The 12,643-nt window shown below is 52.0% G+C and carries 13 protein-coding genes and 1 riboswitch; all 13 genes read right to left on the bottom strand.

Annotation, left to right across the window (positions count from 1 at the left end; translation table 11 throughout):
- Nucleotides 1–3: 3 nt before the first annotated feature.
- Nucleotides 4–660 carry a phosphoribosylanthranilate isomerase gene (locus tag HMPREF9469_RS19535; protein ID WP_007865639.1) on the bottom strand — a complete coding sequence of 219 codons (657 nt, stop codon included), beginning with the start codon at nt 658–660 and terminating at the stop codon, nt 4–6.
- Between the two features lie 3 nt (nt 661–663).
- Nucleotides 664–1,476, bottom strand: coding sequence for an indole-3-glycerol phosphate synthase TrpC (trpC, locus tag HMPREF9469_RS19530; RefSeq protein WP_007865638.1), 813 nt, complete (start codon nt 1,474–1,476; stop codon nt 664–666).
- The gene (gene trpD / locus HMPREF9469_RS19525; protein ID WP_007865636.1) at nt 1,473–2,516 is read right to left on the bottom strand and encodes an anthranilate phosphoribosyltransferase; all 1,044 of its coding nucleotides are present in this window, start codon (nt 2,514–2,516) and stop codon (nt 1,473–1,475) included. Before trpD ends, trpC begins: the two co-directional genes overlap by 4 nt.
- 100 nt (nt 2,517–2,616) lie before the next feature.
- Entirely contained in the window at nt 2,617–3,189 is a 573-nt protein-coding gene (locus HMPREF9469_RS19520; protein ID WP_007865635.1) for an anthranilate synthase component II, read from the bottom strand.
- The gene (locus tag HMPREF9469_RS19515) at nt 3,186–4,706 is read right to left on the bottom strand and encodes an anthranilate synthase component I (protein WP_007865634.1); all 1,521 of its coding nucleotides are present in this window, start codon (nt 4,704–4,706) and stop codon (nt 3,186–3,188) included. Before HMPREF9469_RS19515 ends, HMPREF9469_RS19520 begins: the two co-directional genes overlap by 4 nt.
- A gap of 495 nt (nt 4,707–5,201) precedes the next feature.
- Nucleotides 5,202–5,879: a thiamine phosphate synthase gene (thiE, locus tag HMPREF9469_RS19510; RefSeq protein ID WP_007865633.1), complete on the bottom strand. Its 678-nt coding sequence runs from the start codon at nt 5,877–5,879 to the stop codon at nt 5,202–5,204.
- Nucleotides 5,866–6,783, bottom strand: a complete 918-nt coding sequence (gene thiM, locus HMPREF9469_RS19505; RefSeq protein ID WP_007865632.1) for a hydroxyethylthiazole kinase — start codon at nt 6,781–6,783, stop codon at nt 5,866–5,868. The genes thiE and thiM overlap by 14 nt, the downstream gene beginning before the upstream one ends.
- 82 nt (nt 6,784–6,865) lie before the next feature.
- Complete coding sequence (gene thiW, locus HMPREF9469_RS19500; protein WP_007865630.1) at nt 6,866–7,402, bottom strand: energy coupling factor transporter S component ThiW; 537 nt, start codon at nt 7,400–7,402, stop codon at nt 6,866–6,868.
- A 113-nt stretch (nt 7,403–7,515) separates the two neighbouring features.
- Nucleotides 7,516–7,625, bottom strand: a riboswitch (TPP riboswitch).
- A 57-nt stretch (nt 7,626–7,682) separates the two neighbouring features.
- On the bottom strand, nt 7,683–8,534 hold the full coding sequence (locus HMPREF9469_RS19495) for a Cof-type HAD-IIB family hydrolase (RefSeq protein ID WP_007865628.1): 852 nt from the start codon (nt 8,532–8,534) through the stop codon (nt 7,683–7,685).
- Nucleotides 8,535–8,547: 13 nt separating this feature from the next.
- Entirely contained in the window at nt 8,548–9,282 is a 735-nt protein-coding gene (locus tag HMPREF9469_RS19490) for a glycerophosphodiester phosphodiesterase (protein ID WP_007865627.1), read from the bottom strand.
- 49 nt (nt 9,283–9,331) lie between these two features.
- The gene (locus tag HMPREF9469_RS19485; RefSeq protein WP_007865626.1) at nt 9,332–10,780 is read right to left on the bottom strand and encodes an ABC transporter substrate-binding protein; all 1,449 of its coding nucleotides are present in this window, start codon (nt 10,778–10,780) and stop codon (nt 9,332–9,334) included.
- 85 nt (nt 10,781–10,865) lie between these two features.
- A complete protein-coding gene (locus HMPREF9469_RS19480) occupies nt 10,866–11,777 on the bottom strand; it encodes a carbohydrate ABC transporter permease (protein ID WP_007865623.1) in 912 nt (303 codons plus the stop codon).
- A complete protein-coding gene (locus HMPREF9469_RS19475; protein ID WP_007865620.1) occupies nt 11,777–12,643 on the bottom strand; it encodes a carbohydrate ABC transporter permease in 867 nt (288 codons plus the stop codon). The genes HMPREF9469_RS19480 and HMPREF9469_RS19475 overlap by 1 nt, the downstream gene beginning before the upstream one ends.

The raw sequence follows: 12,643 nt of genomic DNA, 5'->3' as shown, positions 1-12,643 counted from the left end.
GTCTCAGGCTCCTTTGCTCTCTTTATATTCATGGGTGGCTCTCAGCAGATTTACCAATTCCCTTATCTTTTTACAGTCCTTACGTCCATCTGTCTCCACACCGCTGCTCACATCAATGCAGTAGGGCCTCAGCGCAGCTGCCCGGGCCAGATTCCCGCTGCATATCCCGCCTGCCAGAAAAAACGGTTTGGACAGCCGGGGAATCATATTCCAGTCAAATCCCACGCCCATGCCTCCGTAGGCGTCCCTGGTGTAGGTGTCCAAAAGCAGGTAGTCACAGGGCAGTTCCTGTGCCTTTTGTATCTGGTCCGTGCCCTGCACCCTGACCGCCTTTATGACCGGCACATGGGTATGTTCCTTTAGGGTTCTTATATAGGCCTCATCCTCATCCCCATGAAGCTGGATCATGCCGATCGTCCCATTTTGTCCCCCGCAGTCCTCTGTCAGGCACAGGATCTCCTCCATGGGCGCATTGACAAATACCCCCACGGTCCGGATCCGCGGATCCAGCTCTCCCTTTAACTGCCTTGCCCTGTCCGGCGTGACACGGCGGCTGCTCTTTGCAAACACAAACCCGATGTAGTCAGGCAGCGCCTCATTTACTGCCAGGATATCACGGAAGCGGCTGAGGCCGCATATTTTTATTTTACATGTGTCCATCTCTTAGCTCCTTATGGGTATAGCTCCCTCATTTCCCCGCAGCCCGGCCAGGGCCATTTTCCTGTCAGGCGCCCTCATCAGCGTCTCACCGATCAGGACCGCGTTGACTTGGGCCTCCGCCAATGCCTTTATATCCTTTGCCGTCCTGATACCGCTCTCCGCCACAAATATGGTATCCTGCCCTACCAGCTTTCTCAGTCTCAGGGCATTGGAAAAATCCACCTCAAATGTCTTCAGATTCCTGTTATTGATCCCTATGACTGTTGCGCCTGCCTCCATTGCCATGGATACCTCCCGTTCCGAGTGGGCCTCCACCAGGGCGCCCAGGCCCAGTTCCCTGCAGATACGCATATATTGTGCCAGCTGTGCCTGGTCCAGCAGGGAACAGATCAAAAGGACCGCTGATGCTCCCAGTGTTTTTGCTTCATAGATCTGGTACTGGTCCAGGGTAAAGTCCTTTCTCAGAACGGGAAGGGATACGGCCCGGTGTATTTCCTCCAGATACCTGTCGCTTCCCAGAAAGAACTCCGGCTCCGTGAGTACGGATATGGCGTCCGCTCCCCCCTGCTCATACTCCCTGGCTATATCCACATAGGGAAACTCCGGGGTGATCAGGCCCTTGGAGGGAGAAGCCTTTTTTACTTCACAGATAAAAGAAACCCCGGGACCGGACAGCGCCTTCTCAAACAAATGTCCTCCGTCCCTGTCCCTCTCCGCACACAAAAGCGCCTCTCTCATAACTTGTTTCAGGGGTTTTGCGTATTTCCTCTCATCCACCCGTTTCCTGGTGGATTTTGCAATGGTATCCAGTATCATGACGCCATCTCCTTTTTGCCTTCCAGATCAGCCCGGACCGTTGCCTGGATAAACTCCTCCATCTTCCCAATGGCCGCACCGGAATCAATGATCTCCTGCGCCTTCTTCACACAGTCCTTTATGGTACAGTCGTCAATCCCCAGGTATAGGCTGATGGCTGCATTGATCACCACCACATCCCGCTTTGGCCCTTTTAAGCTGCCTGAAAGGATATCCCTGGTGATCAGGGCATTTTCTTGCGGCGTCCCTCCGATCAGTTCCTCAAGCCTGCAGGTTGTAAGCCCCAGTTCCTGGGGAGTGATGTCATAGGAGGAAAGCTCGCCAAAACGGATCTCGCACACATGGGTAACACCTGTGAGGGTGGCCTCATCCAGTCCATCGCCTCCGCACACCACCATGCCCCGCTTCACTCCCAGGTTAGCCAGGACCTGTGCCAGGGGCTGCACCAGTTCCTTGCTGTACACGCCCAAAAGCTGCATGGACGCCCCTGCCGGGTTGGACAAAGGACCTAATATATTAAAAATGCTCCTGATCCCGATTTCCTTTCTCACCGGCGCCGCATACTTCATGGATGAGTGGTAGGATGGCGCAAAGAGGAAACACATTCCGGTCTGCTCCAGGACGGCCTCGGCCTGTTTTGCTGTCAGCGCCAGCTTTGCTCCCAGGCACTCCAGCACATCCGCTGCCCCGCTCTTGCTGGATACACTGCGGTTCCCGTGCTTTGCCACATGGATGCCTCCTGCCGCTGCCACAAAGGCGCTGGTGGTGGAAATGTTAAAGGTTCCCACCTCATCCCCTCCTGTTCCCACAATATCCATTACGGAAAAAGGCGGATTGAGTTTCACTGCCTTATCCCTCATAACTGTGGCGCACGCTGTTATCTCATCAATGGTCTCTCCTTTCATTCTCAGCGCTGTAAGGAAAGAGGATATCTGGGCCTGGGTTGCCTGGCCGCTCATAATTTCATCCATAACTGCTTTTGTGGTTTCAAAATCAAGGTTTCTGTTTTCAACTAACTGGTGGATTGCCTGCTGAATCATAATCATTCTCCTTTTCAAATACGGGCTATGCCCATGCGTCAATGTCGCGTAGTCTGTCCTTATGATCACGTTCCAATATGCCTCAAAGCCGCCGCGGCGGTCAGGCAATTGAAAGAAAATTTTCCAATATTTTACTTCCATCAGGTGTCAGGATGGATTCAGGATGGAATTGAAGCCCGTAGACATGGTATTTTCTGTGCTGCACTGCCATGATCTCACCTGCTTCACAATCCCTGGCCGTCACTTCCAGTTCCTCCGGTAAGCTCCCGGATTGTGCTGCCAGGGAATGGTATCTGGCTGCCTGGATTTTGGAAGGCAGCCCCTTAAACAAAGGCGATCTGCTGTCTAACTCGATCCTGCTCTGTTTTCCATGCATCAGCCTTTTTGCATGGGAGATGGTTCCTCCAAATGCCTCGCATATGCCCTGATGTCCCAGGCATACTCCCAGGATGGGTACCCTGCCCTTCAGCTGCCTGATCGCATCTTCCATAATGCCCGCATCCCCCGGATAACCGGGACCGGGAGATAACACCAGATGGCTGGGATCCAGATCCTCTATCTCCCGGATGGTGATCTTATCATTCCTGACCACCTGTATATCCTGGTTTATACTGCCGATCATCTGTACCAGGTTGTAAGAAAAACTGTCGTAATTGTCAATCAGAAGGATCATCTGTCATTTACCTCCCCTGCATTTATAATGGCATTTATCACTGCCCTGGCTTTGTTGGCTGACTCCTCGTATTCATTTTCCGGCACACTGTCCATAACAATACCGCCTCCGGCCTGCACAGTTACCTTTCCTCCCTGTTTTACCGCCATGCGGATGGCAATACATGTGTCCAGGTTGCCGGTAAAGTCCAGATATCCCAGCGCCCCGCCGTATATTCCCCTGGGCACCTGCTCCAGCTCCTCAATGATCTGGCATGCCCGGATCTTTGGCGCCCCTGACAGGGTACCTGCGGGCAGGAGGGCCTCGATGGCGGAGCATCCGTCCAGCCCGGGCCTTATATCGCCTTCCACCTGGGAGCAGATGTGCATGATCTTTGAATACCGGTGTATCATCTTGTACTCTGTCACCTCCACGGAGTCAAAGGCTGCGATCTTTCCAATGTCATTGCGTCCCAAATCCACCAGCATGTTGTGCTCCGACAGTTCCTTTTCATCTTCCAGAAGTTCTTTTTCCAGCTGTCTGTCCTCCTCCGGTGTGGCTCCCCTGGGTCTGGAACCTGCCACCGGGAAGGTGGTGAGGCGTCCGTCCTTCAGCCGGATCAGCGTCTCCGGTGAGGTGCTGATGATCTCATCATTATCAATGTTCATGTAGACCATGTAGGGTGACGGGTTGGTGGTTCTCAGAACCCGGTAGGCCCCCAGCAGGCTGCCCTTATAGGGACTTGTGAACTGTCTGGATATGACTGCCTGGAAAATGTCTCCGTCCAGAATATACTCCTTTGTCTTTTCCACCGTGCGGCAGAACGTTTCCTTGGACACATTGCAGGTAAATACCGGTTTATCCGGGGATGTCATCTTTTCCAACGGACTGGACTGGTTGATCAGGGATGTTATGGTTTCAATTTCCCCGCAGACCCTTCCATACTCCTTCATCAGATATTCCAGATACTGGGGCTCCCCGGGGCGGGGATCGGGATCTGCTGTTCTGCCCGTTCTCATGTTTACAACGATTTCTATCTTTTGCTTTAAGTGGTCGTAGGCAATAACCTTGTCAAACAGCATTAAGTCGAGATCATTGGCGCTCCCCCTGGAAATATGGAGGACCGGCTCTGCATATTCCACCATGGCATATGCAAAATATCCCACAAACCCGCCGGTAAAAGGAGGCTGGCCTTCCAGGCTGGGGGACTTAAACCGGGAGAGGATCTCCCTGATGACCTGAAGGGGCTGATCCGAGGCCAGGGTCCGGGACGGTATCTCCCTTAAGCTGCTCTCAATGGTCACGGATCCGCTTTTACAGGTCACGCGCATAACGGGATCATATCCCAGAAAGGAATAGCGCCCCCATTTTTCTCCTCCCTCAATGCTTTCCAGAAGAAAGAACCGTTTGCTCTGCCTGGCGATACGGCGGAGCAGGGTGATGGGGGTTATCACATCCGCGTATACTTCGCGGCAGATTGGAATAATGTCGTATTTGGGAGCAAGTTTTAAAATTTCTTCGCAGGTTGGGATTATCATGTGTGGCTCCTTTCCGGGTAAATGATCATGTGGGTTTACTGTTTTTAATATGGCTGCATAAACTGGACGCCGTGTTCTGTACACAAAAAAAGCCTCCATCCCCAGCCGATTCAATCGGCAGGGACAAAAGCTTTTAATACTTCTGCGGTACCACCCTGGTTGACGTTGTTTCCGTTCCATTCCTGTGAAAAGGAAAAATAAAAAGCATCAAGTTAAAATTAACCTGATGCTGTGTTATTGAACAAAAATAAAATACGCCCGCTCTGTAACGCACCATCATGCGTCCTCCCTGTTAACGGTGGGATACCCGTCAGCCCATACTCCCATCAGCGTAAACGCTTCCGGTTTCCAGCTGCCCTCGCAGGTCCATTCAGATTCTAATCCAATGCTCCCTTACACCGGCCGGAAGCTCTCTGCGCCTGGAATTATGATCTTACTTACTCCTGCTCAACAGTTTTTTATGTTTTGTTGAATGTTGAACTTATTATAATCACATCATTTTGAATTGTCAACTGTTTTTGGAAATAAATTCAAACTTTTTTTCATTTCCTCCACCAGGCATTGGGTTGTCCCGCAGATATCCTCAGCCGCAAAGATCCCTGAAACAATGGCTGCTCCTGCCACATGGCTGCCTGACAGCTGTCCGATATTCCCCAGGTTGATGCCTCCGATGGCAACCACCGGAATATCCACACTATCACAGATCTCACGCAGGGTCTCCATGGTCATGGGACGTGCGTCCGCCTTGGTGGTGGTGCCGAAAACAGCACCGCTTCCCAAATAATCAGCCCCCTGTGCCTGGGCTCTCAGTGCCTGCTCCACGGTCTTTGCCGTGACTCCCAGAATTCGGTCAGGGCCCAGGATCCTTCTTGCTGCTTGGGCATCCATATCATCCTGCCCCACATGGAGCCCGTCCGCATTGCATGCCTCTGCCAGATCCATGTTGTCATCTATGATCAGGGGAACGTGATACCTCTGCGTCAACTCCCTCAGTGCCTTTGCTTCCCCCAGTATCTGGTCAAAGTTCTTCTTTTCCAGACTTTTCTCCCTAAACTGGACCATGGTGGCACCGCCCTTAAGCGCTTCCTCCACCTGCCCGCAGAGGCTCCTGCCCCCTGTCCATGCCCTGTCCGTCACCGCATATATCAAAAGCTGGTCTTTATGAAATCTCAATCCGTTTGCCTCCTTCCAGCATTTCATCCGTTAAAATGCTCATATAATCCATCAGATACATCCTGAAGGTACCGGTTCCGCCACCGCTTTCCATGGCCTTTTCAGCTGCCAGTTCCCCACAGATCCCATGGGCGCACAGTGCGGCTACGGCGGCCTGCACATACGCATCCCCGCCATTTCTGCCGATTGTTCCTCCCTCAGCCGGGCCTCCATCCTCAGCCGGGTCTCCGCCCTCAGCCGGGCCCTTGTCCTCATACCTGGCCGCCACGGCACAGAACGCGCCCATGACGCCGTCCAGCATGCACCCGCTCCCCGTGATACGCGCCATCCAGGGATGTCCGTTCCTTACAGTCACCACCTGGTGCTGACCGGCCACAACATCCACGCTTCCGGTCATTACAACCACTGCGCCGGTGCGGCGTCCCAGGGACAGGGCTGATGAGACCTGTCCGTCCATGACGGAATCTGTACAGGAATCCACACCGCATACATTTCCGCGGTCCATTCCCCCAAACGCCTGGTCCAGTGCACAGATCTCGGATGCATTTCCTCTGATGACGCATACAGGCACCTGCCTTAAGATCCTTAAAGCAGATGCCCGGCGAAACCCGGATGCGGTAACACCCACGGGATCCAGGATAATGGGATGTCCCAGTGACACCGCCCTTTTTCCGGCCAGGATCATGGCATCCACCCGTTCTTCCTCCAGGGTCCCCATGTTCAGCACAAGCCCGTGACAGATGGTGGTTACGTCCTCCACCTCCCTGATCCCCTGAGCCATGATCGGCGAACCGCCCACAGCCAGTATCATATTAGCCACATCCCCGGCTGTCACATAATTGGTAATGCAGTGGATCCGCGGGGCGGTATTTCTGATCTCTTTTATCCATTCTCTATGTATCATGACGCTGTATCCATTTCCTCACTGGTGTCTGTATCCTCACCGTTATCTGTTTCTCCACCGGTGTCCGTATCTCCACCGGTATTTATTTTCCCACTGCCTTAGACGGCTGGATATCCGTATCCAGCAAATGCTTCATATATTTAAATGCCCCGGACTTGCACAGCACCCCGATTAAAAATGCCGCGATCACAGTGCCGCACAGCGTGCTCATCAGAAACGGCATCACATAGGCGAATATGGCTGCTTCTTTGCCCATGACCATGGTTGCCACGGGGTAGCACAGGATACCGCCCACGATACCGGTGCCAAAAACTTCTCCCGCATAGGCCAGCATCAGTTTACCGGAATACCGGTACGCCAGGCCGCAGATCAGGGCTCCTATCATGCTTCCCGGAAATGCCAAAAGGCTTCCCGTGCCCATAAGGTTGCGTATCAGCGAGGTGCAGAATGCCATGGCCACACCGTACCCCGGGCCGAGGAACACGCCTGCAACCACATTTGCCAGGTGCTGGATGGGAAAACATTTGGACGCTCCGATAGGGATCGCAAAACTGGACAGTGACACTGCCAAAGCCACCAGCATGGCGCTTACCGCCAACTTTTTAACACTCATTTTCATACTTATTTCCTCCATTATCTTATGGTGTACTCGATCCTGGATATTCTGACCGCTTCTGGATATGAAAAACAAAAGGCCCATACCCCGTGGGATATGAACCATGATATACAATCAATTAACCGGCGCATATTTCCCTACGTTGGCATTACCCAAATCAGGTACAATAGGTCGAAGTTCGATTACTTCCTCTCAGCCTGCTTTACAAGCTCCCTGTTGTCAATAAGCATAGCACTGGTTATTTGCTTTGTCAATGCATTGAGCCAATTTTGCTCACGTTCCGTCACGCCCTGCCGGCCTCCTTGTACAGGACCAGATTCTCAATAGCATAGGCCACCCCGTCCTGTGCATTGGTACGGGTCTGGCATTTGGCTGTATTTTTTATGCGTTCCATGGCATTTCCCATGGCAACCGTATATTTCAGATTCATGGAAAGCATGGAATAGTCGTTTTCACTGTCACCTATGGCCATGACCTGGTCCAGCCGTATATTCTTCATGGATGCATAGGCGGCCAGGGCCTTGCCCTTCTGGGCCTCAATATGGGTTAGTTCCAGGTTGGTGATAAAGGATGAGGCCACTGCCAGATCTTCCACTGCCTTAAGCCGCTCCTTTACCTGTTCCAGAACCTGGCGGGATTCATGGATCACGGATATCTTATAGAACTCCAATCCCCTGCAAAGCAGTTCACCGGGCGGTATCAGCGTAAATCTCCGTCTTATATTCTCATAGGAGTATTCCGCCATGGGAAGAAGGATATCGCGCTCAAAACATTCCCTGAACTCCTCCTCACCGGCAATGGTGCAGCTCCCCCTGTCTGTCATAAAATCAAAGATAACATCCTCGTTCCGGCAGCATTCCAGTATATGTTCCACCTGGGACCGGGCAAGCTCCTGTTTATGGATCAGCCGTCCTTTCCAGTCATAGACAGATGCCCCGTTCATGCATACGACCGCTGCCTTCAGCCCGGCTTCCTCCAAAGGCAGCAGGGCATCCGCATAGCTTCTGCCCGTACATACCAACAGCTCTACGCCTGCATTTTGCATACACCGGATCACATGGGCATTGCGCACGGATATATGCCCATCCGGGCCCAGCAGAGTGCCGTCCATATCAACTGCCACTAATTTTACCATTCAACCAATCCTTTCACCCCATCCGGTCAACCACGGACCGGCACAAATCGGGTTTATTTGTAATAATGGCCTCTATGCCCTGTTTTACCAGCATTTCCATATGGGGTTCTTCATTGACGGTCCACACATGGAGCCCTAACTCCCAGGCCATGGCAGCGGGGACCAGATCCTTATCCTGCATATGGTACAAGGCAGGGTGGAGGGCATTTACATGGACCCTGTTCCTTCCATAGGAGGCCACGTCCAGCCAGCCGTCCGAATACAGCAGGCCGGTATATACAGAGGGGTCCAATTCCCTGAGCCTAACAAGGCTTGGATGGTAGAAGGAGGAGTAAATGATCCTGTCCTTCATCCCCATCTCAGCGGCCAGTGAAAGCGCCTCTTCTTCAATCCCTTCATACCGGACGATCCCTGTTTTCAGTTCCACATTGATGACCAGCCCCGTGGGTTTTAAAAGTTCATAGACCTCCCTTAAGGTAGGGATGGAAGCTTGGCGGTACTCCGGAAACAGTTTGTTAAAATGCAGTTTTTTCAGCTGGCTCAGGGTGTGATCCTTAATATAACCAAATCCGTCACTCACCCTGTCTATGGTCTCATCATGGGCTACTACCAGCTGATGGTCCCGGGTCAGCTGCACATCCAGCTCCACCCCGTCCGCCCCCTGCTCTGCTGCCAGCGAAAATGCCTCCAATGTGTTTTCCGGCGCATAGGCGGATGCGCCCCTGTGGGCCCAAACCTGTGTTTTCATATTTCCAAACCCCTTTCATCCATGTGACCGCGTCACAATACAACTATTATCACTCATTTAGCAGATTATATTCCTCAATTGCCTTGTTGATCTGCTTTGCCATATTGGCAGCCGTATCCTGGGGACTGATATGGTTGTTCAGCATGTTCTCAATCTCTGTCTCCACCACCTGTCTGGCCTCAGGGAATACGCTTATAAGCGCACCTGCGGATTCCGGAGTGGAATCGTGAAGCTGGTCAATGGCGGTTCCAAACTGGGGATATTTCTCCAGGTTCTCCTTAAATACAGGTTCCTCATGGGCAGCCGTGGTCACCGGGAAATATCCGGTCTGGGCGTTCCAGTACGCCTGGCTCTCAGGGGATACAAGGTATTTCACAAACTCCCATGTGGCAGCTTTTTTCGCCTCATCCTCATTGTTCAGCGCCCACAGGGAAGCTCCTCCGATGGAGACGCCGCCCTTGTCCTCAGGATTTACCTTTGGAAAATAGGCGGTACCGACTTCAAACTTGCCGTTTACATCCTCCAGGATCTGCTTGAGGGAAGCCGTGGACCCCAACGTCATTGCGGATTTTCCCGAACTGAAATCAGCCAGCCCGGAATCGCCTCCCCTCCCCACGATGGGCGCATATCCCTTATCGTACAGGTCCTTCCACACGGTCAACGTATTGACAGCAGCTCCATTTTGGTCAAATTCCACCGCAGTGGCAGCACCCTGCCTTCCATTGCCGTTATTCACATAGCTAAGCCCCTGTTTGCAGGTGAACTGCTCAAAAAACCATCCGTAAATCCCCAGGGAGATCGGTTCCCCTGCACCGCCCTTTTGCACCAGGGCGTCCGCTGCGTCCGCAATCTCCCCAAGGCTTTCCGGAACCTTTGATATCCCGGCCTTTTCAAACATGTCCTTATTGTAGTAGAGAAGGGGCGTGGAAGAATTAAAGGGCATGGAATACAGCTTCTCATCTACAGTATAATACGCGGCAATATTGGGTTCAATCACTGATTTATCCCAGCCATCCCCATCAATCAGCTCCTGCATGGGGATGACCCAGCCCGAATCGATCATAAACCGTGTGCCGATATCATAAATCTGCACCAGATCAGCTCCCATGTTGCCGATCTGAGCGCTTTTCAGCTTGTTGATGGCATCATCATACTCTCCCTGGTACTGGGCTTCCACCTTGATGCCCAGCTCATTTTTTTCATTAAACTGACTCACAAGATAATCCAGGGCTTCCCCGTTCACACCGCCCATGGAATGCCAGAACGTGATGGCAGTCCCCTCTGCGGCTTTCTTTCCCCCGGCCTGGCCAGCTGCCCCCTGGGTGTTCTGTGCCGCTGGCTGTGCTGCTGACTGTCCTTCTGATGACTGTCCTTCCACTGACTGTCCTCCTGCCTGGCTTCCCCCACTGCCTGCCGTTGCAGCCGGTGCACCGCAGCCGCATAATAAGGCGGCGGCCAGAACCCCTGCTGTTGCTGATACCATCCATGTTTTTTTCATGATCAATCATTCCTCCGATTCTAATAATTTTATATGCAGCCTCCGGCGTGTTGCGGAGGCATGCTTCAATAACTGCATAACATACCTAACCCTTAACCGCCCCTGAAAACATTCCTCTGATCAGCTGCTTCTGACCTGCAATGAAAATGGCAATGGACGGTATGATGACCAGTACAACCCCTGCGATCATCAGTGTAATGGACTGGGCGTCCTCATTGTTCAGCATGCTGATACCGATCTGTACCGTGCGCATTTCATTGGATCCGGTGACCAGCAGGGGCCACATATACATATTCCAGGCATTGATAAACGTGTATACTGCCATGGCCCCAATGGCCGACTTTGTAAGAGGCAGCAGGATCCTGAATATAAAGCGCAGATTGGTGCATCCGTCTATCCTGGCAGACTCGTACAGTGATATGGGAAATGACTTATAAAACTGGCGGAACAGGAAAATGCCCATGGCCGATGTAAGATAGGGCACAATCAACACCTGGTAGGAATCCAGCCAGTTAAAACTGCTTACCGTCAGGTAATTGGATATAATGGTGGCTTCCCCGGGTATCATCATGGTGGCCATTACCAGCATGAACAGGATCTCCTTTCCCTTAAACTCCAGAAAGGAAAATAAAAATGCCGCCAGGGAGCAGGATATGATCTGTCCCAGGGTGATAAGGCCCGCAACCAAAAATGAGTTGAACACAAACCTGGCCAGGGGCACTTTTACCAGGGCCTGCCGGAAATTTTCAAACGTGGGCGCCTTGGGTACCAGGTTCATTTCCGTTGTAAACAGCTCACTGGATGGCATGAACGCCACACTCACCGCGTACAGAAGCGGCAGCAGCACAAACAGCGAAACAGCAAGATTGAGCACAACCAGCAGGATCGTCCTGCTTCTTCTGATCAAAAGCGCTCTGCGGTTTGCCGCCTCCTGCATTTTTACAATCTGTTCCCGGTCAATCTCACCGGTCCTTCTGATCACAAGTGTCTGGTCCATCAATAGCTGACCCCCCTTTTTTCAACTTTAAACATCACCAGCGTCAGTGCCATAATGATGGCAAACAGGATAACGGACTGAGCCGCTGCGCTGCCAAACCTGTAATTAAAAAATGCATCCCTGTAAATGGAGTATACGATCAGGTTGGTGGATTCCCCAGGCCCTCCCTTTGTCAGGATCTTCACCTGTCCAAATGCCTGGAATGCCTGGATGATATTCACTACCAATGTGTAGAACATAATGGGACTCAGACCCGGCAGGGTAAGCCGGAAAAACTTCTGCACTTCACCCGCCCCATCCACAGAGGCCCTCTCGTAGATACTCTCGTCAATATTGCTCAGGCCCGCGGAAAAATACAGAAAATTAATTCCGCTGTTCAGCCACGCTGTGAGAAGGGCCACACACACCAGGGCGTATTTGGGATCATTGACCCAATTGATATCCAGTCCCAGCAGTTTGTTCACAATGCCGATGGAAGGATGCAGCATGATCCTGAAGATCATGGCCGCGGAACTGGAGGCAATTGCCATGGGCAGAGCGTAAGCCGTGCTGAACACCCGGATCCCCGGAAATGAACGGTTGCACAGCATTGCGGACAAAAGGCCCAGTATCATACTGCCCGCCACCACGATCACCACAAAGGCCAATGTAACTGCCAGGCTGTTAAAAAATGATTTGGATGTAAAAAGCTCCACATAATTTCCCAGACCTACAAACAATTTGGCCTGGCCCATCTTATTTGTCTTATAAAGGCTGAGATAAATAGTTTTAAAAAAAGGATAAAAAAGAAATACGGCAAACACCAAAAGTGCGGGCAACGTATAAACATAAGGCCCTGTTTTCTTTGTAAACGACTGTCCTTTCAT

Source organism: [Clostridium] citroniae WAL-17108 (assembly GCF_000233455.1).
GTDB classification, from domain to species: domain Bacteria; phylum Bacillota; class Clostridia; order Lachnospirales; family Lachnospiraceae; genus Enterocloster; species Enterocloster citroniae.
Note: the sequence above shows the minus strand (reverse complement) of the source record. Positions and strands in the feature narration are given on the sequence as shown.